The organism is Nitratireductor soli, from assembly GCF_001050155.1.
Classification (GTDB): domain Bacteria; phylum Pseudomonadota; class Alphaproteobacteria; order Rhizobiales; family Rhizobiaceae; genus Nitratireductor; species Nitratireductor soli.
This window is the reverse complement of sequence record NZ_LFVY01000008.1, coordinates 55,795-78,660: the sequence shown is the minus strand read 5'-3', so window position 1 is coordinate 78,660 and position 22,866 is coordinate 55,795. Positions and strand designations below refer to the sequence as shown.

The 22,866-nt window shown below is 64.2% G+C and carries 24 protein-coding genes; 18 read left to right on the top strand and 6 right to left on the bottom strand.

Annotated elements, in window-relative coordinates; translation table 11 throughout:
- Positions 1-37: 37 nt before the first annotated feature.
- Complete coding sequence (locus tag AB843_RS11450; protein ID WP_048646986.1) at positions 38-817, bottom strand: class II aldolase/adducin family protein; 780 nt, start codon at positions 815-817, stop codon at positions 38-40.
- 230 nt (positions 818-1,047) lie between these two features.
- On the opposite strand from AB843_RS11450, the gene AB843_RS11445 reads away from it, so the two are divergent.
- The 10 genes from AB843_RS11445 (at position 1,048) to AB843_RS11400 (ending at position 10,799) form a co-directional block, all read left to right on the top strand.
- Positions 1,048-1,722 (top strand): GntR family transcriptional regulator, encoded by a 675-nt coding sequence (locus tag AB843_RS11445; RefSeq protein WP_048646985.1) that lies wholly within the window; start codon positions 1,048-1,050, stop codon positions 1,720-1,722.
- 169 nt (positions 1,723-1,891) lie between these two features.
- A complete protein-coding gene (locus tag AB843_RS11440; RefSeq protein WP_082143790.1) occupies positions 1,892-2,890 on the top strand; it encodes a LysR family transcriptional regulator in 999 nt (332 codons plus the stop codon).
- A complete protein-coding gene (locus AB843_RS11435; protein ID WP_048646984.1) occupies positions 2,887-4,398 on the top strand; it encodes an NAD(P)-binding domain-containing protein in 1,512 nt (503 codons plus the stop codon). Before AB843_RS11440 ends, AB843_RS11435 begins: the two co-directional genes overlap by 4 nt.
- Positions 4,399-4,406: 8 nt before the next feature.
- Positions 4,407-4,913 carry a CMD domain-containing protein gene (locus tag AB843_RS11430; protein ID WP_053086122.1) on the top strand — a complete coding sequence of 169 codons (507 nt, stop codon included), beginning with the start codon at positions 4,407-4,409 and terminating at the stop codon, positions 4,911-4,913.
- A complete protein-coding gene (locus tag AB843_RS11425; RefSeq protein ID WP_048646983.1) occupies positions 4,910-5,488 on the top strand; it encodes a peroxidase-related enzyme in 579 nt (192 codons plus the stop codon). Before AB843_RS11430 ends, AB843_RS11425 begins: the two co-directional genes overlap by 4 nt.
- 46 nt (positions 5,489-5,534) lie before the next feature.
- A complete protein-coding gene (locus tag AB843_RS11420; protein ID WP_048646982.1) occupies positions 5,535-6,626 on the top strand; it encodes an NAD/NADP octopine/nopaline dehydrogenase family protein in 1,092 nt (363 codons plus the stop codon).
- Between the two features lie 90 nt (positions 6,627-6,716).
- Positions 6,717-7,826: an ABC transporter substrate-binding protein gene (locus AB843_RS11415; protein WP_048646981.1), complete on the top strand. Its 1,110-nt coding sequence runs from the start codon at positions 6,717-6,719 to the stop codon at positions 7,824-7,826.
- Positions 7,827-7,939: 113 nt separating this feature from the next.
- Positions 7,940-8,926, top strand: a complete 987-nt coding sequence (locus AB843_RS11410; protein ID WP_053086121.1) for an ABC transporter permease — start codon at positions 7,940-7,942, stop codon at positions 8,924-8,926.
- Positions 8,923-9,714 (top strand): ABC transporter permease, encoded by a 792-nt coding sequence (locus AB843_RS11405; protein WP_048646980.1) that lies wholly within the window; start codon positions 8,923-8,925, stop codon positions 9,712-9,714. Before AB843_RS11410 ends, AB843_RS11405 begins: the two co-directional genes overlap by 4 nt.
- Positions 9,711-10,799: an ABC transporter ATP-binding protein gene (locus AB843_RS11400; RefSeq protein WP_048646979.1), complete on the top strand. Its 1,089-nt coding sequence runs from the start codon at positions 9,711-9,713 to the stop codon at positions 10,797-10,799. The genes AB843_RS11405 and AB843_RS11400 overlap by 4 nt, the downstream gene beginning before the upstream one ends.
- 8 nt (positions 10,800-10,807) lie before the next feature.
- Here AB843_RS11400 and AB843_RS26110 read toward each other — a convergent pair whose 3' ends face one another.
- The 5 genes from AB843_RS26110 to AB843_RS11375 form a co-directional block, all read right to left on the bottom strand.
- Positions 10,808-10,993, bottom strand: coding sequence for a hypothetical protein (locus tag AB843_RS26110; protein ID WP_048646978.1), 186 nt, complete (start codon positions 10,991-10,993; stop codon positions 10,808-10,810).
- Positions 10,994-11,081: 88 nt separating this feature from the next.
- Positions 11,082-12,356 carry a TRAP transporter large permease gene (locus tag AB843_RS11390; protein ID WP_048646977.1) on the bottom strand — a complete coding sequence of 425 codons (1,275 nt, stop codon included), beginning with the start codon at positions 12,354-12,356 and terminating at the stop codon, positions 11,082-11,084.
- Positions 12,353-12,829: a TRAP transporter small permease gene (locus tag AB843_RS11385; protein WP_048647125.1), complete on the bottom strand. Its 477-nt coding sequence runs from the start codon at positions 12,827-12,829 to the stop codon at positions 12,353-12,355. The genes AB843_RS11390 and AB843_RS11385 overlap by 4 nt, the downstream gene beginning before the upstream one ends.
- A 49-nt stretch (positions 12,830-12,878) precedes the next feature.
- Positions 12,879-13,835 carry a sialic acid TRAP transporter substrate-binding protein SiaP gene (locus AB843_RS11380; RefSeq protein WP_048646976.1) on the bottom strand — a complete coding sequence of 319 codons (957 nt, stop codon included), beginning with the start codon at positions 13,833-13,835 and terminating at the stop codon, positions 12,879-12,881.
- A 45-nt stretch (positions 13,836-13,880) separates the two neighbouring features.
- Positions 13,881-14,597 carry an FCD domain-containing protein gene (locus AB843_RS11375; protein WP_048646975.1) on the bottom strand — a complete coding sequence of 239 codons (717 nt, stop codon included), beginning with the start codon at positions 14,595-14,597 and terminating at the stop codon, positions 13,881-13,883.
- Positions 14,598-14,687: 90 nt separating this feature from the next.
- On the opposite strand from AB843_RS11375, the gene AB843_RS11370 reads away from it, so the two are divergent.
- The 8 genes from AB843_RS11370 to AB843_RS11335 all read left to right on the top strand — a co-directional run bounded on the left by AB843_RS11370 (position 14,688) and on the right by AB843_RS11335 (position 22,866).
- Positions 14,688-15,614, top strand: a complete 927-nt coding sequence (locus tag AB843_RS11370) for a dihydrodipicolinate synthase family protein (RefSeq protein ID WP_244467956.1) — start codon at positions 14,688-14,690, stop codon at positions 15,612-15,614.
- Entirely contained in the window at positions 15,602-16,537 is a 936-nt protein-coding gene (locus AB843_RS11365; RefSeq protein WP_048646974.1) for a dihydrodipicolinate synthase family protein, read from the top strand. The genes AB843_RS11370 and AB843_RS11365 overlap by 13 nt, the downstream gene beginning before the upstream one ends.
- A 169-nt stretch (positions 16,538-16,706) precedes the next feature.
- Positions 16,707-17,864 (top strand): transporter substrate-binding protein, encoded by a 1,158-nt coding sequence (locus AB843_RS11360; protein ID WP_048646973.1) that lies wholly within the window; start codon positions 16,707-16,709, stop codon positions 17,862-17,864.
- On the top strand, positions 17,861-18,478 hold the full coding sequence (locus AB843_RS11355) for an ANTAR domain-containing response regulator (protein WP_048646972.1): 618 nt from the start codon (positions 17,861-17,863) through the stop codon (positions 18,476-18,478). Before AB843_RS11360 ends, AB843_RS11355 begins: the two co-directional genes overlap by 4 nt.
- Complete coding sequence (locus AB843_RS11350; protein WP_048646971.1) at positions 18,459-19,349, top strand: ABC transporter permease; 891 nt, start codon at positions 18,459-18,461, stop codon at positions 19,347-19,349. Before AB843_RS11355 ends, AB843_RS11350 begins: the two co-directional genes overlap by 20 nt.
- The gene (locus tag AB843_RS11345; RefSeq protein ID WP_048646970.1) at positions 19,349-20,269 is read left to right on the top strand and encodes an ABC transporter permease; all 921 of its coding nucleotides are present in this window, start codon (positions 19,349-19,351) and stop codon (positions 20,267-20,269) included. Before AB843_RS11350 ends, AB843_RS11345 begins: the two co-directional genes overlap by 1 nt.
- Before the next feature lie 46 nt (positions 20,270-20,315).
- Positions 20,316-21,932, top strand: coding sequence for an ABC transporter substrate-binding protein (locus AB843_RS11340; RefSeq protein WP_048646969.1), 1,617 nt, complete (start codon positions 20,316-20,318; stop codon positions 21,930-21,932).
- Complete coding sequence (locus AB843_RS11335) at positions 21,922-22,866, top strand: acetamidase/formamidase family protein (protein ID WP_048646968.1); 945 nt, start codon at positions 21,922-21,924, stop codon at positions 22,864-22,866. The genes AB843_RS11340 and AB843_RS11335 overlap by 11 nt, the downstream gene beginning before the upstream one ends.

Genomic DNA, 22,866 nt, shown 5'->3' with positions numbered 1-22,866 from the left:
ACCACGCCGGAAAGTTGGCTTTGCTCTTGCTTGTGCCTCACATGACGAGGTCGGGATAATGCTTGATGGCGAGGCGCTGGAACGCCTCCCATTGCGGGTCCGGCCGATTGCCGGTGTGATGCTTGTCCCAGCCCTCGTACTGGCGTGCCGTTTTTTCGGCGAGGGCTTCATCGATCCGGATCGGCTTGCCTCCGGACGACATGATGGCGAGCTGGGCGCGGCAGGCGCGTTCCATGTTGAACATCAGCGCAAAGGCTTCGCCCACCGTGCGGCCGCACGTCAGCAGTCCATGATTGCGCAGCACCATCACATTGCGGTCGCCCAGATCCGCGACCAGCCGTTCACGCTCGCCCAGATCGAGCGCGATGCCTTCATAGTCGTGGAAGGCGATCCGGTTGTGGAACTGCAGCGACCACTGGTTCAGCGGCAGGATGCCCTCTTGCATGGAGGAGATGGCGACACCCGCCACCGTGTGCGTGTGCAGGACGCAATGAACATCCGGCCGCGCCGCATGCACCGCGCTGTGGATCGTGAAACCGGCCTTGTTGATGCCGGCCCCGTGATCGTCGCGCAGGATATCGCCGTTGATGTCCACGGTGACGAGGCTCGACGCCGTGACTTCGTCGAAGCGCAGGCCGAATGGATTGATGAGAAAGGCGTGCTCACCCTCCGCATGCGGTGCGCGCGCTGAAATATGCGTGAATATGCTGTCGTCGAGATGGTAGTGCGCGACCAGCCGATATGCTGCGGCCAACTCGATGCGTTCCTGCGGCTGTTCGGTATCGGTATCGGCGACAAGCTGCGGCTGAACGCTCATCAAGGTCTCCCTGCCTGCTGCGCGCTCGAAGGGCGTGGACCCTCCGGGATGCGCGTTTGATCGTCTGTCGATTGACTCCCCTCAGAGCCGTGCATGTTTGTCACAGGCAAACACAGCCTCGGCAAACTGTCAATTGTCGACAATCGTCAAGTTGGCTGTCATACTGCCGAAGCAACGGCTCGCCCCTGCCGCGCAAGGTCGGGAGCGCTTGTTTTTGGGAGGCGGTTTCCGTGAGTGTTTTCTCGGAAGTTTCAACGACGGATCTGGTGACGCAGATCGCCCGGCAGATCACCGCGGCGATCGTGACGGGCCAGTTGAAGCCGGGGGCGCGGTTGACCGAGTTGCAATTGTCGCGAGACTTCGGCACCAGCCGGGCGCCGGTGCGCGAGGCCGCGCGCCTGCTCGAAAGCCAGGGGCTTGTCACCTTCAGCCCGCGGCGCGGCTTCTCCGTCCGCACCTTCGGCGCCACCGAGATGCGCGACATCTACGAGTTGCGCATCGGCCTGGAACTCCACGCCGGATATCTGGCTGTCGAACGGGCAACGGAAGCCGATATCGCGGCGCTCGAGAAGCAGCTCGGGCGTCTTTACGAAACGGCCGACCAAACCTCCATCGAAACGCAGATTTTCGAGGACTTCGCTTTCCACCGCATGCTGTGCGTGGCCAGCGGCAATGCCCGCATGATCAAGGCCTATGACGAGCTGGCGATGGAGATGCGCGCCGGCATCACGCTGATCGGCAAGCTCTACGACGACCCGCAGCGCATGGCCGAAACCCACGAACCGATCATGGATGCGCTGAAGAAGCGCGACGCCGAGGAGCTGCGCGAGGCCCTGCGCTATCACATCGCCGTCGCGCGCGACGCCGTGGTCGCCCTGTTCGAGGACAGCGAAAAGGGCGCCTGACAGCGGCGCGTGCCGCGCTCGGAACCGACTTTCCCCTGCTTTCGTCTTCATGGCCTCGACGCCGGCGACCCGGTCGCCGGTGCGGGTGCTGCACCCCTTCGATTTGCATGCAATGATTTATGTCAATTTTGGATGGATTCTCACAAATCATTCGTATAACATATATTGAATGGAGACGCGGGACCTTCAGACCTTTCTGGCCGTGGCCGAAACAGGAAGCATCACCAAGGCGGCGATGCTTCTGCAGCGCTCGCAACCATCGGTGACCCGAACCATCCAGGAACTCGAGGCCAAGCTCGGCTTTTCGCTTCTCCGGCGTGCCGGACGGCGGGTCATGCTCTCGGAAGAAGGCATCGCTTTCGAAGAGGATGCGCGCCGGGTTCTGAACTCCCTGTCCGGCCTGGCGGCACGGGCCCGCAGCATCGCGGCGGGCAAGGGCCGCACGCTGCGGGTGGCTGCGACCTCCGCGATAGCCACCGGGCTGATCCCCGCCGCCCTGGCCGATTTCGCCGTCGACAAACTGCCCTCTGAAATCCAGATCGCGCAGTACCTGCCGAACATGGTCGCGCAGGAAGTGGGTTCCGGCGGAGCGGAGATCGGTTTCTCCAGCATGCCGCTGGACGTGCCGGGGCTTGAGATCGTGCGCCTGTACCGGGCCAACGACGTCGCCGCCCTGCCCGAGGGCGATCCGCTCGCCGAATACGATGTCGTTCCGCTTGCCGCCTTCGCCGGACGACGGTTCGTGACCATGCTCGATCCGGGACGCTTCCAGCGTCAGGTTTCGCGGGTGATGGAAGCAAACGGCGTTCGCCAGGGCCCGTTGATCCGCACCAATGTTTCCTATTCCGCGCTGCGGCTCGTGCAGAAGACCGGCGTCGTATCGATCATCGATCCTGTGAGCGCCTATGGGGTCACCCTGCCGGGCGTGGTGATCCGGCCGATCGATGTCTCCGTACCGTTCTATTGGGGGGCGGTTGCCGCTGCCGCACGCCCCCTGCGCCCGCTGGTTGCGCAACTGATCGACGCTGTCGAGGCCGAGGCGCTTCGTCTCATTCCCGATCTCGAGATACTCGACCCGTCCCGCGGCGCGCCGGCACTGGATCAGCAGGCGCCCGCCGTGGCGCATGTTCCATCAGACGGCCAAGAGCATCACCGAGGATCAGCATGACCTGTCAGTTCCGCCCCACCCCCGGTGCCGCGCAAGGTCTGGATGCCCTGGCCGATCGCATTCGCTTCGATCTCGAATGCCTCAACCTGCCGCCCGCCAACTGGGTGCCGGAACGCCGCAGCGAAAAAGGCGAAAAGGTGCATGATGCCGTCATCATCGGCGGCGGCATGTGTGGTCTCGTCGCGGGTTTTGCGCTCAGAACGGCCGGCATAGGCAACATGCGCATTTTCGACCGCAATCGCGAAGGGCGCGAAGGCCCGTGGGTCACCTATGCCCGGATGGAGACCCTGCGCTCGCCCAAAACCCTGCCTGGGCCGGCCTACGGGATGGGTCCTCTCACCTTCCGCGCCTGGTACGAGGCGCAGCACGGTGCGGATGCCTGGGAAGCGCTCGACAAGATCCCCCGTCCCATGTGGATGGACTACCTCATCTGGTACCGCAAGGTGCTGGGCATTCCCGTGGAGAATGAGGTCGAGGTCACCAGCGTGACCCCGGAGGACGGCTATCTGCGCCTCGAACTCACCGGTTCCGGCGCGAAGGAAAGCGCGATCCTGACGCGCAAGTTCATCATGGCGACGGGGCGCGACGGCACGGGTCACCCCAACATCCCGGATTTTGTCGCCGGCCTGCCGAAACGCCTTTGGGCGCATTCCTCCGAGGACATCGATTTCCCCGCCCTGAAGGGCAAGCGCGTGGTCGTGATCGGCGTCGGCGCCTCGGCGGTCGACAATTCAGCGGAAGCGCTCGAGGCGGGCGCAAAGGAAGTGCGGCACCTGATCCGCCGCAAGGAGATGCCGACCATCAACAAGATGATGGGCATCGGCTCCTTCGGTTTCACCGCCGGCTATGGTGAATTGCCGGACGCCTGGCGGTGGCGCTTCATGCAATATTCGTTTGCCACGCAGACCCCCTCGCCGCGCGGCTCGACCTTGCGTGTCAGCCGGCATGAGAACGCCTTTTTCCACTTCGGCCAAGGAATTGCGCGCGTGTCGCACGACGGCGAAGAGGTGGTGATCGAGACCACGACCGGAAAGACCCTGCGCACCGATTTTCTCATCCTCGGCACGGGCTTCACCGTCGATCCGCTGGCGCGCACCGAACTCGGCAAGGCAGCGGGCGAGATCCTGTTGTGGGGCGATCGCTACACACCGCCCGCCGGAGAGGAAAACCGCGAACTGGCGAATTTCCCCTACCTCAACCCCGACTTCTCGTTTGCCGAGCGCACGCCCGGCAATGCCCCGTGGCTGTCGAGCATCTACTGCTTCAACTACGGCGCATCGGCGAGCCTCGGCAAGGTCTCCGGCGATATCCCCGGCATCAGCGAGGGCGCCAGGTGGCTCGCCTCCGCCATAGCCGCCAAACTCTATGGCGAGGACGTGGAGCGTCACTGGCAGGGGATGCTCGACTACGACAAGCCGGAATTGCTCGGTGACGAGTGGACGCAAACCGAACTCGAAGACACCGCCGGCGCGGCCATTCTCGTGCCGACCTATCAGATTGGGAGCTGAACAACGGCATGAGCGCGCTTTCGCCGAACGACATCGTGATAACGCAGGCCCATGCGGCCGACAGCGGCCCGGTCCGCGACGCGCTGGAAGGCCGCGCCGACATCATGGCCATGACGCAGGCGACCCATGACGCCGCCTTGAGGCCGGCCGATCCCGGCGGGATATCCCACGGCGAGCGGGCCGCGCTGGCCGCCCGCATTGCGCGCCTCAACGCCGACGAAGACCTGGCGGTTCACTATCTGGCGCGGCTTGAAGAGATCGCAGCCGATGAAGATGTGGCGGCGCTGGCCGATCCCGCGCGCAAGGGCGAAGGCGACGCCCGGCGCGCGGCGCTCGTCGCCTACACGGATCTCGTGTCCACGCATCCGCGCGACACGACGGCCGCCGACATCGAGACGCTGAAGACCGCCGGCGTTTCGGATGCGGACATCGTGCGCCTCTCCGAACTCAACGCATTCCTGGCCTACCAGATCCGCGTGATTGCCGGCCTCAAGCTGATGAAGGCGACAGCATGAGCACCATCATCCACGAGTTCACCACGCAAATCCCCAGCTGGCGCCCGCGCGTCCGTCCGATCAAGCTCAATGAAGCGACCCCCGAGCAGCTCGACGCACTCAAGGTGACGCCGTCCAACACCAAGGTTTCCGACTACGTTCTGGTACTCGCCAATGACGTCGAGACGCTGAAGGTGCGCACACCGCTGTTCAACGCGATCATGTACAATCGCGGCGGCATGGGGCGCGCCGAACGCGAACTGAGCGCCGTTGGCGCCTCCGTGGTCAACCGCTGCGTCTATTGCGCGGCGGTCCATGCGAGCCGCTACAACCAGCTCACCAAGGACGAAGAGGTCATGGAACGCGTCTTCGCCGATGGCGAGGGCGCGGAACTCGACGAGCGCCAGAAGGCGATCTTCATCTTCGCGGCGAAGCTCTCCAGGGCTCCGAGCGAAGCAACGCAAGACGACATGCGGGCACTGCGTGCCGCGGGGCTGAAAGATGACGAGATCCTCGATCTCATTCTCTCCGCCTCGTTGTTCGGCTGGGCCAACCGGCTGATGCACACGCTTGGTGATCCGGTGATCGAAGATTGACAGACAGGTTTTGGGGCAGAGCGTCGTGAGTAAGGCAGACAGTAAATTGCGTGTCGGGATTGTCGGGGCCGGGGCCATTGCCTTTGGCGCCGCCGCGTTTCTCGAGCAATCGGGCCACAGCCCGATCCTGTGGTCGCCCTCCGGCGAACGCACGAAACGGCTGGCCGCGGGCGAACCGCTCGTTGCGACCGGCGCCATCGAGGGCTCCTTCCGCCCCGGTGTCGCGCATACGGCCGAGGAGCTCGTTTCCGGCGCCGATGTGGTTCTCATCGCCCTGCCCGGCTACGGCCACAAGCATGCATTCGATGCGATCGCCCCGCATATCCGCGCCGATCAGGCGGTCATCATCTCCTCGCACGCCTCGTTCGGCGCGCTCTATCTTTCGCGCCTGCTGGCCGCGCGCGGCATCATCGTGCCGATCATCGCCTGGGGAACGACCGCCACCACCGGCCGTCAGCCGAGCCTTGTGGAAGCCAGCGTCAACACGGTGCGCAGCAAGATCGATCTGTGCACCGTGCCGGAAAGCCGTTCCAGCGAGGGGCTTGCGCTCTGCCGGCGCCTGTTCGGCGACCGCTTCGTCGAGCGCGACGGACTGCTCGCCATCGCGCTCAGCAACCTCAACCCGCAGAACCATATGGGCATCGCGCTGTGCAACATGACCCGCATGGAGCATGGCGAGACCTGGGGCCAGGGCTTCAACGTCACGCCGAATGTCGGGCGGCTTCTGGAGGCGCTCGACCGCGAGCGGCTGGCCATCGCCGAGGCGCTCGGTCTTTCCGTGCGCACCATTTTCGAACATTTCCACCTGTCCTTCCACGTGCCGCGCGACACCGTGTCGAACATGAACCAGCAGATGCACGCGGAAGGCCGTGGCGGCACCGGTCCGGCGACCGCGGACAGTCGCTACGTCACCGAGGATGTGCCCTACGGCCTGTTGATGACGGTGAAACTGGGCGAACTGACCGGTCGCGACGCGAAGCTGCACCGTTCCGGCGTCGAGATATTCTCGGCAATGTACGGACGCGACTTCTTCGCCGAGAATGAACTGCTGGATGCATTGGCGATGGACCAGATGACGCTTGCGGACCTCAAGTCTCTGTCCCGCGAGGGCTACCGTCCACACGGGCAGCCAGCCTGAATTCCACGCAGCCACAGGAGCCGGAAAGAGCTCTGTCGAACAAACCAAACAACCCGACGAGAGAAGCAGAACCGAAAGAGGGCTAACCCGATGACCAAATTCATCAGCAATCGCAGACAGTTCATCAAGACCAGCGCGGCAGGGGCCGCCTTGCTTGCAGCCCCCGCCTATCTCCGCTCGACCGCCGCGCGCGCCGCCGGCGTCGTCAACGTGTGGACCTACGCCAACTTCATTCCCGAAGATTTCAAGGCGGAGTTCGAAAAGGACACGGGCATCCAGATCCAGATCCGGCTGGTCGATGACCAGGGCAAGCAGTTCAACCTGCTCGCGGCCGAGGCGCCGAACCCGACGGTCGACATCATCACGGTGGCCGGCCACCGCTTCCTGCAGTTCATCTCTTCGGATCTGATGGCGCCGCTCGACACCGACCGCCTGAAGAACTGGGGCAACATCAACCCGATCTATTCCGAAAGCGACTGGGCGACGATCAACGGCAGCAAATGGGGCGCGCCGATCCTGTCCGGCGCGGAAGTCCTCGCCTACAATACGGAGGTCGTCGGCGCGGACGAGGTGAAGAGCTGGGACGTGCTCTTCTCGGAAAAATACTCCGGCCAGACCGCCTACACGATCCAGGACATGATGTCCGTCGTCATGCTCTACAAGGGCTATGACGGCAACATGGTGGCCTATATGGACGATCCGGAGAGGGCCGCGGAGATCGTCAAGGAAGCACGCGATTTCCTGATCGAGAAGAAGCCGCTTGTGCGCAAATATTACGACGCCGGGGCAGAGGTGCAGCAGATGTTCATCAACCAGGACATCATGCTCGCGCATGCCTGGAACGGGCCGATCGCCAAGCTCATCACGGACGGCTTCCCGGTGGCGATGACGATTCCGAAGGAAGGCACCTACGGCTTCGTCTACACGCTGAACGTCACCAACAATGCCCCCAATGCCGACAACGCCTACACGCTTCTCGATGCTTTGCTGGCCAACCCCGAGGTTGGCGCGAAGATGACCCAGTCGTCCGGCTTCATCTCCACCTACAAGGGCGCCGAGCAGCATCTCTCCGATCTCGAGAAGAAGGCGTCCTCCTTTACCGAGGAGGAACTGGCCGGGCTGCAGTTCTTCCGCGCTGAAGCCAACGAGATGAAATACAAGCTCGTCGATCCCGCGGTCGAGGAAATCAAGGCCGCATGACGACAAGCCGGCTGAGCGGGCCTGTCCCGCTCAGCCGAGCCGAAACACCCCCAAGCGCGGCGCAGACAAGCCGGCCGCCAGGACGGCGCATTGATTAGCAGGCGATTGACCTTATGGCCCATGCAGAAACCGACACGGCGGATATTCGAAAGACGCCCGCGCCAGGCGGCAAGATGACCTTCTGGGGCGCCTTGCTCCAGAACGGCACGTATCAGGCGGTATCGGGCGCGCTGTTCAAGACGCAGCGCCGCCAGTTCGTCATCCTTGCGAGCCTGCCGCTGTTCTGGATCGTCTTCGCCAATCTCGGTCCGATCGTCGAGATGTTCTGGATCGGCTTCCTCGATTCCTATCCGCCGAAAGTGGGCTATGAGCCGCAGTTCACATTGGCCAACTGGGCGGCCTTCTTTCAGGACCGGGTGTTTATCGTTCCGTTCTTTCGCACCCTGGCCTTTTCCGTCATCTTCACCGCAATCACCCTGCTGATCACCTATCCGGTGGCTTATTTCCTGGCCAAGCATGTGAAGCGCAAGAACCAGCTCCTGTTCCTGCTTTTGCTGCTCATTCCGTTCTGGGTGGGCGAGATCGTGCGCACCTACGCGATCATGATCCTGCTCGGCAACAACGGAGCGGTCAATCTGGTGCTCAAGTCGCTCGGCCTGATCGACCGGCCCATTCCGTTCATGTACACCGGGTTCTCGCTGGGCGTCGGCATCATCTACCTGACCGCGCTCTACATGCTCCTGCCGCTCTATTCGGCGCTGGAGAAGATACCCAACAACTACCTGGAGGCCGCCGCCGACCTGGGCGCCGGCGCGTGGACGCGCTTCCGCCGTGTCACGCTGCCCCTGTCGCGGGAAGGCATTGCGTCGGGCTGCACGCTCGTCTTCCTGATCTCCACCGGCTACTACGCCACGCCGGTGCTGCTTGGCGGGCCGCGCTCGACGGTCTTCGCCGAAACCATCGCCGGCTTCTTCCACGTCGCCGGCGATCAATGGCCCATGGGCGCCGCCTTCTCCTCGATCATGCTGATCACAACGCTGGCCGTGACAGGACTCTTCCTGAAACTGATGGGCCGTGGCGGGAAAGGAATGATGCGATGACCCGTCACACCCGCATCCTGATGTCGGTCATCTACTGGGCCTTCGTCATCTATCTCTTCGTACCCCTGGCGCTGATGGTGACGATGGGCTTCAAGGATTCGAAGTTCATCGGCTTCCCCATCCGCGCCTGGACCGTCGACTGGTATGCCGCCGTCCTGCAGGACACCCAGGTCATGTCGGTCTTCGGCTATTCGATGGCGATCGCCATCGCGACCACCCTCCTGTCGCTGATCATCGGCACGTGGATGGCGGCCTTCCTCGGGCCGAACAAGTTCCGCGGCAAGGCGATCCTCTTCGCGCTGGCCTGCCTGCCCGCGGTCATTCCCGGCATCATCTCGGCGATCGCCCTGCGCATCTTTGCGCGGCTGATCGAGCTGGAGCCCGGCATGCTGGCCGTCATCCTCGGACATACGGTGCATAACGTGCCGTTCGTGGCGCTGGTGGTGATGGCGCGGCTGTCGACCCAGCCGAAGAGCCACATCGAGGCGGCGCGCGATCTCGGCGCCGACAGCATCGTCGCCTTCTTCCGCGTGACACTGCCCTATCTGAAACCGGCGCTGGTCGGAGCCGGCATCTTCTGCATGCTGCTTTCCTTCGACGACTTCGTGCGCGCCTTCTTCCTCGGCGGTTATCAGCCGACCCTTCCGGTGCTCATCTTCGCCAAGCTGCGCTCGGGCATGTCGCCGGAGATCAACGCCATCTCGACCATCGTCCTCATCATGACCGCGATCCTCGGCCTGTGGGCCGAGCGTTCCATGCGGCGCCTGAACAAAGGGTCCCCACAATGAACGGCGACAAGGACACCATCGTCCACATCGACAACGTCACCAAGCGCTTCGGCGACATCGTCGCAGTCGACCGCCTGGACATGAAGATCATGGCCGGCGAGTTCGTCACCTTCCTCGGCCCGTCCGGCTGCGGCAAGTCGACGACGCTGCGCATGCTCGGCGGTTTCGAAACACCCGATGAAGGCCGCATCGTCCTCGACGGCGTTGACGTGACCCGCCAGCCGCCCAACCGGCGCAACGTCAACATGGTGTTCCAGGATTACGCGCTGTTTCCGCACATGACCGTCGGACAGAACGTTGCCTTCGGTCTGGAGCTGAAAGGCAAGTCCCGCCCCGAGATCGAACGCCGAACGGACGAGCTGCTCGATTTCCTGCAGCTTTCCGGGTTCCGCGACCGCACGCCCGACCAGCTTTCCGGCGGCCAGCGCCAGCGCGTGGCATTGGCCCGGGCGCTCGCCCCCGACCCCAAGCTGCTTCTGCTCGACGAGCCGCTCGGCGCGCTCGACGCCAAGCTGCGCGGCCAGGTGCAGATCGAGCTCAAGGACATTCAGAAGCGCACCGGCAAGACCTTCTTCTTCGTCACGCACGACCAGGAAGAGGCGCTGACCATGTCGGACCGCATCGTGGTGATGAACAGCGGGAAGGTGGAGCAGTCCGGCACGCCGGAGGATCTCTATTTCCGCCCGGCGAGCCGCTTCGTGGCCGAGTTCATCGGCGAGACCAATCTGATCGAGGGCAAGGTGCGCGGGCGCGACAAGGGCGCGATCGTCATCGACTGGAACGGCGTGGACGTGCGCGGCGCGGCGCATGATCACCAGCCATCGGAAGGCGACCATGTCACGGCTTCGCTGAGGCTGGAAAACGTGATCTGCCATCCGAAGAAGCCGGCCAGCCGGACCGCCATCGAGGGACGCGTCGTCAGCCGGCTGTTCAAGGGAAGCCGCACCTCCCTCGATATCCGCATCGGCGAGCAAGAAGATGCCGTCATCCGCGCCTATATGGACGCCGGCAACGCAACGCAGATCGCCGACGACCTGCTCTGGATCAGCTGGGAGGCCGAGCGGCTGGCCGTGTTGCGGGATTAGAGTTGCAGTCAGGTGGAAACACCTGACATCCGCATGAATGCGGAAGAACCGGTCTGATTCAGTTGCGATTTGGAGTCGCGCTCCTTCGCGCCCCCCTCTGCCCTGCCGGGCATCTCCCCCTCAAGGGGGGAGATTATCTCTTCATTGACGTTTCGCCTGATTTTTCGCGGTCGAAGACTGGCGAAGTCGGCCATGACAGCCAATCTCCCCACCTGCGGGGGAGATGCCCGGCAGGGCAGAGGGGAGCGCGAAGGAACGCCGCGGTACATCGCAACTGTAGTGCTACTTCATCAGGCTCGGCAGGCCCGTGGCGAGGATCGGGAACGCGCAGACGAGGATCAGCACGACGATTGGCGGGATCAGCCACGGCAGGATCGCCACCGCCAGCCGCTGGAACGGAATATCGCCGACCTGCGCGACGATGAACAACGCCATGCCCATGGGCGGGGTGAGGATGGAGATCATCAGGTTGAGAACGACGATGATCCCGAAATGCACCGGGTCGATGCCGAAGCCGAGTGCGATCGGAACCAGGATCGGAACGACGATCAAAAGGATCACCAGGCTTTCGATGAACGCGCCGAGAACGAAGATCATCAGGTTCACGGCGATCAGGAACATGATCGGCCCATCGGCGATGGAGAGAAAGAGCTGGGCGATCTGTTGCGGCGCCTGTTCGCGCGCCAGCACGTAACCCATCAGGCTGACGCCGGCGATGATCGTGGCGATGGCCGCGGACGTGGCCGTGGTTTCGTAGAGGGCATCCCAAAGCCTTCGGAAGGTCAGTTCGCGGTAGAACACCAGGTCGATCAGCAGGGCATAGATCACCGTCACGGCGGCCGCTTCCGTCGGCGAGAAGTAGCCGGTGAAGATGCCGCCGACGATCACCGCGGGGGTCAGGAGGGCCGGCAGCGAGCGGATGAAGAGACGGCCGATTTGGCCGAGCGTGGCGCGTGGATCCGTCGGATATGCCCTCTTGCGGGCGATGAGCCAGACCATGATCATCAGCGCAACGGCGCACAGAACGCCCGGCACCACGCCGCCAAGGAACAGCGCACCGATCGACGTGTTCGAGATGACCCCGTACAGAACCATGGTGATCGATGGCGGGACGAGCGGGCCGATCATCGAGGAGGCGGCCGTTACAGAACCAGCGAACGCGTCGTCGTACCCGGCACGGCGCATGGCGTTGATTTCCATCTTTCCAAGCCCGCCGGCGTCGGCCATGGCCGAACCGGACATGCCCGAAAAGAAGAGCGACGCCAGCACGTTGACGTGGCCGAGCCCGCCGGTGAGATGGCCGACCAGCGCACGGGCAAAGCCGAAAAGCTGGTTGGCGATGCCGGCGGAGTTCAGGATGGCGGCCGCGAGAATGAACAGCGGGACGGCGAGAAGCGGAAAGGAATTCAGCCCGTCGACCATGCGCTGGACGGCGAACATGACGCCCATGCCCGACCAGTAGAAATAGCCCATCGAGACGAAGATCATCGCCACGCCGATGGGGACGCCCACCAGAACCAGCAGCAGCCAGCCGAGCCCCACGGTCGCGAGGATCATAGGACGATCCCCTCGCCGCCGCGCCGGCCAATGCCGATCAGCCGCAAGACGATGCGGATCAGCACGCAAACCAGCCCGATGAAAGCGGCGAGATAGAGCATCCCGTCAGGCACCGGCAGTGTCACGGAAGCATTGTTCCATGTCCGCAGGACGGTCTTGAAGCCGATCCAGACCAGATGCGCCATGATCCCGAGATAAACGAGGTCGATGATGGTGAAGAGCCAGCGTCTGGCCCGCGGCCCGACGAAGCCGACCAGAATGTCCATCCTGAGCTGGCTGTTCGTGCGCTCGGCTTCGCCGATGGCGACGAACGCCATCCAGACCCACAGCCAGCGGGCCAGTTCCTCGGTCCAGACCGGCCCGGCGAACAGCGGCGTCCGGCCAAGGATCTGGATGACGAGAACCGCGATCAGCACGACGAAGATGATCGTCGCGGCGATGCCCTCGGGGCTGTGGATGGACCGTGGTCGCATGAACATTACCGGAAAAGCGGCGCTCGTGCGGTGACGAGCGCCTCACGTCTCAGTTGGCGGTGACCGCGGCGATGGAACCCTCGCCGAACTTTTCCTCGAGCGTGTCGTAATATCCCTGCATGGCCTTGCGGAACGGCTCGAGGTCGGGATGGGTGATGGTCAGCCCGCGCTCCTCGAAACTGGCAAGCAGGTCGGTTTCCGCCTTGGTCGTCAATGCGTCATTGACGTCGCCGCCGGCTTTCGCCGCTTCCATGACCCAGCCGCGTTCTTCCTCCGAAAGGCCCTCCCAGGTCTTGAGCGAGATCTGGATTGCCTGCGACGCGATGAAATGGTTGGTGATGGCGATCGCCTTCTGCACCTCGTAGAACTTCATTGCCTCGATCGTCGGCAGCGGGTTCTCCTCGGCGTCCACCTGATTGGTCTGCAGCGCCAGATAGACTTCAGCGAAGGCGACCGGCGCCGGGGTGGCGCCAACGGCCTCCGCATAGGCGATCAGAAACGGAACGTTGGGCGTGCGCATGCGCAGACCCTTCATGTCTTCCATTTTTTCGATGGGGCGGTTCGCCGTGGTCTGGCGCGTGCCGTAGTACCAGAGATCGAGCACCTTCACGCCCTGCTTCTCGAATTCCTTGTCCATCTTCTGTCCCCAGGGTCCGGCGACGATCTTCTGAAGATGGGAAAAATCCTCGACGACATAGGGTGCGCCGACAAGGGTGAGTTCCGGGATCACATAAGACATGTCGGGATAGCCCGTCGTCGTCATGTCCAGTTCACCGGCCTGCATCATGGCGACCATGGCCTTGAAGTCGCCGAGCTGCGAGGCCGGAAACAGCTTGGCGGTCAGTTCGCCGCCCGAGACCTCGGCCAATTTCTCCTGAAACGCGACCATGCCTTTGTAAAGGTTGGAATTCTCGTTGTCCTGCGAACCCATGGTAAGTTCGCGGGCGGATGCCGCACCCATAAGCAGCGCGAGCATGGCCGTTCCGGCCAGGATATTCTTCAACATCTGTAAATCTCCTCCATTGACGATGTCGTTTCTGTCGTAGCAACCTCAGGCCGGTCCGGGGCGCGACAGGCGATCCCTGAAGGACCGCGCCAGGTGGCGATCCATTTCATCGATCGCCGCGTGCACCTCGCCCTTGATCAGCGCGTCGAAGATGGCGCGATGCTCGTCGTAGACGATCCGGTCATGCGCGGCCGGGTCGCGCTCGCTGGGCCGGACCGCCAGCATTTCCGAGACGAACATGTCGTGCAGCGTGAGAATGACCGGATTGCCGGCCACGGCGACGATGGCCCGGTGAAACATGATGTCGGTCTCGGCGAAGGCCGGCGTGCCGACAGCGGTTCTGTTGCGCTCGAGCGCGGCGCGTATGCGGGCGATTTCGACCGTTCCGGCGCGGATCGCCGCCTCGCGCACAGCGCCCACCTCGATGAAGCTGCGCATCTGCTCCAGATGGGCGTTGGACTCCTCGTCGCCCAGTATGTCGCGGATCGTCCCGCCCGCGTCGCGCAGGACGGCGGCCAGGACGGGCCGCCGTGCGCGCGGCCGGCGACCGCCGCCCGCATCGAGATATCCGCGATGCTGAACGAGCGCCAACGCCTCGCGCACGGTGGGACGCGAGGCATCGAACTGCGAACACAGATCGCGCTCCGTGGGCAGCGCGTCGTCCTCGACGATGTCGCCCTGGCGGATTTTCAGGATCAGGGCCTCGGCAATGTCGGCAGCCGACAGGCGAAGCTCGGGATCCCTGGTTGCGGCGTTCGCCATTGTCTCTTCTCGCGGATTTTGGGCGCTGATATCTCAAGTTTGGTAAATCCAAAAAAAACTATTGTCAAACCAAATGAGGTCGAGCATTACATGAGCAACACCAAAATCCACGGACCAACGATGACCAAGCCGCTTTCGGGAATGTATGCCGCCCTCTTGACCGCCATGGACGAGCGGGGCGAATTCGCGCCGGATCGGCAGCGCGACCTTGACGCCTTCGTCCTCCGGCAGGGGTTGAAGGGCCTTTATGTGGCCGGCAGCAGCGGCGAATCGGGGCTTCTCGAAAGCGCCGAATTGTCCGCCGTGCTGGCGGTGGCAGCCGAGGACGCGCGCGGCAGCGGGGCGACCATGATCGCCCATGTCGGCATGCCGTCCACCAAGGCGTCGATTGCGCTCGCAAGGGAAGCGGAGCGGCTGGGCTACGATGCGCTTTCGGCCTTGCCGCCGCACAGCTATCCGTTCTGCGATGCGGAGATTCTCGACTACTACCGCAGCCTGTCGTCGGCAACGGCCCTCCCGCTCATCGTCTACGAGATTCCGGCGCGGACCGGCAGGCCGCTGCCGATGTCGCTGCTCAATGAAATTCTCGACCTGCCGCAGGTGGCGGGCCTCAAATTCTCGTCGATGGATCTGTTCAAATTCGCGACCCTGCGCCGGGCGCGCCCGGACAAGACATTCTACTTCGGTTACGACGAGGCCTATGGCGGGGCCGCGGCGCTCGGCACGGACGGCGGCATCGGCACGACCTACAATCTGTTCGGCCGCCTCTATGCGGCGATCGACGATGCGGCACGTGCCTCCGATCTGGCCACGGCGCAGGACCTTCAGGTCATTTCGCAACGGTTCGTCGAAATCCTGGTCGATACGGGCGTGATGCCCGGCATGAAGGCGGCGTTGCGTCTGTGCGGCATCGAAGCCGGCCCGTCGCGCGCGCCCATGGCGCTGAGGTCGGCCGACGCGGATGAACGGTTGAAATCGTTCCTGGGCGAACCGGACGTGGCGCGATGGCTGCCCTGACCTTCGGCCCGCGGGATATCAGAGGCGTCTGGGCGACCGTTCTCCTGGACGTCGACGCCGCCGGCCGGCTGCGGCTCGACGCGATCGACGAACAGATCGAACGCCTGTCGGAAACCGGCGTCGACGGCGTCTACTGCAACGGTACCGCCAGCGAGTTCCATCTCCAGTCGGAGGCCGAATTCGCCGAGGTCGCCAGCCGCACCGTCAACGCTGCCCGCGGGCGCGGCCTGCCCGTCCAGGTCGGGGCGGCGCATCCCTTGCCCCGGCCGGCACTCGACCGCGTGGCGACGGCCCGCCGGTTCATGCCCGACGCCATTCAGGTGATCCTGCCCGACTGGACGCCGATGCGCGCCATCGAGACGTTGCGGTTCCTGGAAGCCTGTGCGGAAGCGGCAGACGGCATCCCGCTCGTTCTCTACAACCCGCCGCATGCCAAGACGGTTCTTCCTCCCGACACCCTGTGCGAACTGGCCGGGAACCTACCGACGCTGGTCGGACTGAAATGCGGTGGCGGCGACGCGGACTGGTATGCTTCCATGCGGCCGGTAATGGAGCGTCTTTCCGTTTTCATTCCCGGCCATCACTATGCTTCCGGCACACGGCAGGGCGCGCACGGCTCCTACTCCAACATGAGTTGCCTCAATCCCGGGGCGGCCGTTGCGTGGGCGCGGCAGGCGCGCGACAACCCGGATGCGGCCCTGGTGCTGGAAGAACGCATCGCCAGCTTCATGTCCCGCGCCATCGCCCCGCTGCTGCAGGCGGGCATTCCCGGATTCGTCATCGACAAGGCAATGGCGGTCGCCGGCGGCTGGGCGCCGCTTGGCGCGCGGATGATGTGGCCTGTCGAACAGGTCCCCGCACCCCAGATCGCCTCGATCCGCGCCGCAATGGCCGAGACATTGCCGGAATTCCTGCATCTTTAGAGCGCCGTTCAATCGCAGTCCCGGGGTCGGGAACAGCGTCGTGATGACCCGCGCGTATTGACAGCGTCTCATCGGTGGCTACACTTGCTGGCAACGCTTGTGGCATTTGGGCCCTGTCGGGAATGATCTTGTTCCCGTCGGGGCTTTTTGCGTTTTGGGGGACGCGCCTGTGTCGGCATATCCGGTCGGAATCCTGTTTTCACGCAGCGGCGGCTATAGCCGGCCGGCGGAACAAGGCTGTTTCGGCGCGCTGACGGCGATCGACGACATCAACGCCGATCCCGCCTACCCGTTCGAACTCGTTGCGCATCACGCGGACCCGAAGGGCAATGCCGATCGCTATGCCGAATTGTGCCGCGACCTCATCCGCAACGCCGGTGCGCAGCACATCGTCGGCTGCACCACCTCCTGGAGCCGCAAGGAGGTGATCCCCGTCGTCGAGAAGCTCGACGCGCTGCTGTGGTATCCGTGCGTCTACGAGGGGTTCGAGGTCTCCGAAAATCTCGTCTATGTGGCGGCCTGCGCCAACCAGCATCTTGTGCCGCTGCTCGACTATATCGTGCCGCGCTTCGGCGCGAGCGCCTTCCTGACCGGTTCCAACTACATCTGGGGCTGGGAGACGAACCGGATTGCCCGCGACGTGCTGCATCGGTCCGGCGGCTGCGTTCTGGGCGAGCGCTATGTGCCCCTCGGCGACGAGGATATCGGCCATCTGATCGATGAGGTCCGCGAGAAGCGGCCGAACTTCATCCTCAACAACCTGATCGGCCCTTCCTCCTACGCCTTCCTCGAGGCCTATCGGGCGCTCGGCGAGGAGGACACGGCGTTCACACCTGAAAACTGCCCTGTGGTGAGCTGCAATCTGTGCGAAACTGAAGCTGCCCTTCTGGGCGAGGCGGCGGCCGGTCACTACACCGTCTCCAGCTGTTTCCGCTCGCTCTTAGGCAAGGAAAACAGCCGGTTCACCGAGCGAGTTCGGGCCAGGAGACCGGAGGCTGTTGCCGACGCCTTCTTCGTACAGGCCTATGTGGCGGTGATCCTGATCGCCGAGGCGATCCGGCGCACCGGGACGGACGGAGCGCAGGCAGTGCTGGAAGACGCGCGCAGCCATGAAACCCACACCCTGCTTGGCCCCTTGCGGGTCGACAGGGCGACCAACCACGTCCGGCTCGCAGCCCATATCGGCCGGGCCCGGCCGGACGGCGATTTCGACGTCGTCCATCTGTGCGAGCGCGCCATCGCGCCGGACCCGTTCCTGACGGCGACGCCGCTTGAACGCCCTTATGACCAGACGGCGGCGAAGCCGGGATTACGGGTGGTGCGATGAGCCCGACAACGCACCACACGCCCAATTTCGTCGGCTGGAAGGCGCTGATCCTGCACCGGCCGCACCAGAATGTGGATGCGCTCCTGGCGCAATGCGCGCGCATCGGCATTGCCGGAGAGCAGGCCTGGCCGACGCTCGAGGATCCCCAAGCGCTGCGGTCTTTCGACGTGCTGCTGATCGACGCAGACATGGGACATGACGAGCAGTTTCCCTGGGCGCCGGGCCTTGCCCCCATGCCGATCGTCGCGCTGATCGGTTCGGAAGCGCCGGGACGCATCGCCTGGACCATCGGCCAGGGAGCCGACGCACAGCTTTTGAAACCGATCGGCAGCGCCGGGCTCTACAGCGCGCTGGTGGTGGCGGGCCAGGGCTTCCTCCGGCGGCGCGCCCAGGCTGAAGAAATCGCGCTTTTGAAAGAGCAGCTTTCCGGGCGGCAGGTGCTGGCGGAGGCGACGGCCCTGTTGATGCTGAAGCACAATTGCGACGCCGACACCGCCTTCAACCATCTTCGCCAGACGGCCATGGCCGAGCGGCGGTCCATCGAGAAGGCGGCAGCCGGTGTCGTCGCCGGCCTCAGCCCACATGGACGGAAGAATGTCACACATGGCCGTTGAAACGGAGAGGTCTGTTCCGGCGCCGTCGATCCCCGCACGCCTGTTGCGCCGTCCGCTGGCGCTGACGGGCCTGGTCATCATCGCCGTGGTGGTTCTGGCGGCGATCCTCGCGCCATGGCTGGCGCCCTACGACCCCTATGAACAGTTCTTCGAAGGGCTGACGATCGAGGGCGCGCCGCTGCCGCCCGACGCGCAATTCTGGTTCGGCACCGATCTCGTCGGGCGCGACCTGTTGAGCCGGCTGATCTATGGCGCGCAGACCTCGCTGGTGATCGGCGTCGTCGCCAACGGCATCGCCGTCACCATCGGCTCGGCGGTCGGCATCTCCGCCGGCTATTTCCGTGGTTGGGTCGACACGGTGCTGATGCGCTTCACCGATTTGATGATGGCCTTTCCGGCCCTGCTGCTCGCCATCGTGCTCGCCGCCATCTTCCGTCCCAGCCTGTGGATCGTGGCGATGGTCATCGCCATGGTCAACTGGGTGCAGATCGCCCGCGTCACCTATACGGAGACGCGCTCCATCGCCGAGCGCGATTTCGTCGTCGCCGAACGCGCCATGGGCGCCGGCGCCGGGCGCATCCTGTTCCGCCACATCCTGCCGCACCTGCTTTCCACGATCATCGTCTGGGCAACCCTCGGCATCGCCACGACGGTGCTCCTGGAGGCGACGCTCTCCTTCCTCGGCATCGGCGTGCAGCCGCCCATTCCCTCCTGGGGCAACATCATCTTCGAGAACCAGACCTATTTCACCTCCGCGCCCTGGCTCGTCTTCATTCCCGGCGCTGCCATCCTGGCGCTGGCGCTGGCCTTCAACCTGGTCGGCGACGCGCTGCGCGACATTCTCGACCCGACACAGCAGGGGCGTCACTGATGCTCGCCTATGTCGCCCGCCGGTTGATCCAGACCGCGCTGATCCTGCTCGGCATCAGCTTCGTCACCTTCATCCTGCTTTACCTGGTGCCGGCAGATCCGGCGCGGCAGATCGCCGGCCGCAGCGCGACGGCCGCGACGGTCGCGAACATCCGCGAGCAGCTCGGCCTCAACCTGCCCTTCTACGAACAGTATCTGCGCTATCTGGGTGGGCTTTTGAACGGCGATCTCGGCCGCTCCTACCTGCAGAAGACGGAGGTCTCGACGCTGATCGCCTCGCGCCTTCCCGCAAGCCTGCTGCTGATGGCGGGCGCCATCTTCTGCGAACTGGTTCTCGGCCTGACGATGGGCGTCGTTGCCGCCCTGAAGCGTGGCTCGCGCACCGACGACACGCTGATGATCGCCTCATTCGTCGGCGTCTCGGCGCCGCAATTCGTCATCGGCATCCTGCTGCTTTACGTGTTCGCCGTGAAGCTCGGCTGGTTCCCCATCGGCGGCTACGGCACCTTCGCCCATCTCATCCTGCCGTCGATCACGCTCGGCTTCCTCGGCGCCGGCTGGTATTCGCGCATGATGCGCTCGTCGCTGGTCGAGGTCCTCAGACAGGACTATATCCGCACCGCGCGCGCCACCGGCACAAGCCGGGCGCGGGTGCTTTTCGGCCACGCGCTGCCCAACGCCATCCTGCCGATCATCGCCATGATCGGCATCGACATCGGGCTGTTCATGTCCGGCATCGTGGTGGTGGAAAGCGTCTTCGGCTGGCCGGGCATCGGCCAGCTCGCCTGGCAGGCGATCCAGCGCGTCGACATCCCCATCATCATGGGCGTCACGCTGGTTTCGGCCTGTGCCATCGTGCTCGGCAACCTCGTTGCCGACCTCATCACGCCTTTGATCGACCCGCGCATCAAGCTGCGCTGATGCGTTCCAACAACAAGGCGCAGCACCAGAGAAAGGAACGTTTGAGATGAGAAAACTGCTTCTGGCCGGCGTCGCCGCCGCTGCCCTTTCCGCCTCCCCCGCTTTTGCGCAAGACATCAAGCAGGGCGGGTCCATGACGGTCACCTACAAGGACGACGTGTCGACGCTCGATCCGGCCATCGGCTACGACTGGCAGAATTGGTCGATGATCAAGTCGCTTTTCGACGGGCTGATGGACTATGTGCCCGGCACCACCGAGCTGCGTCCGGAAATCGCCGAATCCTACGAAATCTCCGATGACGGCACCCTCTTCACCTTCAAGCTGCGCGACGGCGTGAAGTTCCACAATGGCCGCGACCTCACCGCCGACGATGTGAAATATTCCATCGAGCGCACGGTGAACCCGAAGACGCAGAGCCCCGGCGCCGGTTTCTTCGGCTCCATCAAGGGGTTTGAGGAAGCCTCCGCCGGCAATGCGGACGGGCTTTCGGGCATCTCCGTCGTCGACGACCACACCATCAAGTTCGAGCTCTCGCGGCCCGACGCCACCTTCCTGCACGTGCTGGCGCTGAACTTCGCCCATGTGGTGCCGAAGGAAGAGGTGGAGAAGCATGGTGCCGATTTCGGCAAGCATCCGGTCGGCTCCGGCGCGTTCAAGCTGGCGGAATGGACGCTCGGCCAGCGCCTCGTCTTCGAGCGCTTCGAGGACTACTGGAACAAGGGCGTGCCGAAGCTCGACCAGATCGTCTTCGAGGTGGGCCAGGAGCCGGTGGTGGCGCTGCTGCGCCTGCAGAACGGCGAAGTGGACGTGCCGGGCGACGGCATTCCGCCAGCCAAGTTCATCGAGGTGAAGAACGATCCCAAATTCAAGGACGTCATCATCCAGGGCGGCCAGCTTCACACCGGCTACGTGACCATGAACGTGAAGATGGCCCCCTTCGACAAGGTCGAGGTGCGCAAGGCCGTCAACATGGCGATCAACAAGGACCGCATCCTGCGCATCATCAACGGCCGCGCCGTGGCCGCCAACCAGCCGCTGCCGCCCTCCATGCCGGGCTATGCCAAGGACTATCAGGGCTACGCATACGATCCGGAAGCGGCCAAGGCATTGCTGGCCGAGGCCGGCCTCGGCGACGGCTTCGAGACCGAGCTTTACGTGATGAACACCGATCCGCAGCCGCGCATCGCACAAGCCATCCAGCAGGATTTGAAGGCCATCGGCATCAATGCCGCCATCAAGTCGCTGGCGCAGGCCAATGTGATCGCCGCCGGCGGCGAGGAGGACCAGGCGCCGATGATCTGGTCGGGCGGCATGGCGTGGATCGCCGACTTCCCCGACCCGTCGAACTTCTACGGCCCGATCCTCGGCTGCGACGGCGCGGTGACGGGCGGCTGGAACTGGGCGTGGTATTGCAATGAAGATCTCGACGCCATGGCGACGCAAGCCGATTCCATGGTCGATCCGGCCAAGGCCGGAGAGCGCGAGGCCAAATGGCGCGACATCTACCTGAAGGTGATGGAAGATGCGCCCTGGGCGCCGATCTTCAACGAGGAGCGCTTCACCATCCGCTCCGAGCGCATCGGCGGCGACGACAAGCTGTTCGTCGATCCGGTGCACATTCCCGTCCACTATGACGAGGTCTATGCCAAAGATGTGCAATAACTGCGATTACACGATCCACGGACGCCACCATCATCTCGGGTGGGATCATTCGATCCCGCCCGCAGAGCGGGTGACGCCGGGGGCGACGCTGGAATTCCAGTGCCTCGATTCGGGCTCCGGCCACTTCACGCCGGGCAGCACCGTGGACGACATCGCCACGCTGGATTTTTCCAAGGTCAATCCCGTCACCGGCCCCATCTATGTGGATGGGGCCAGGCCCGGCGATGCGCTGAAAATCGAAATCCTGTCGTTCAAGCCCTCCGGCTTCGGCTGGACGGCGAACATTCCGGGTTTCGGTCTCCTGGCGGACCAGTTCAAGGACCCGGCGCTGACGCTGTGGAACTACGACGCGGCGAGCCTTGAGCCGGCGCTTTTCGGCAAGCATGGCCGCGTGCCGCTGAAACCCTTTGCCGGCACGATCGGCCTGGCGCCGGCGGAACCCGGCCTGCATTCGGTGGTGCCGCCGCGCCGCGTCGGCGGCAATCTCGACATCCGCGACCTTGCCGCCGGCACCACGCTCTACCTGCCGGTTGCGGTAGAGGGCGCGCTGTTCTCCATCGGCGACACCCATGCTGCCCAGGGCGACGGCGAGGTGTGCGGCACAGCCATCGAAAGCCAGATGGACGTGGCGGTGAAGCTGGACCTGGTCAAGGACGCCAACCTCGCCATGCCGCGCTTCACCACGCCGGGGCCGGTGACACGGCATCTGGATGCCGACGGCTACGAGGTGACGACGGGCATCGGCCCGGACCTCATGGAAGGCGCGAAAGCGGCCCTCTCCGGCATGATCGACCTTCTGTGCGCCACGCGCGGCCTGTCGCCCGAGGATGCCTACATGCTTTGCTCGGTGTGCGGCGACCTGCGCATCAGCGAGATCGTCGACCAGCCGAACTGGGTGGTCTCGTTCTACTTCCCGCGCATCGTGTTCTCGTGA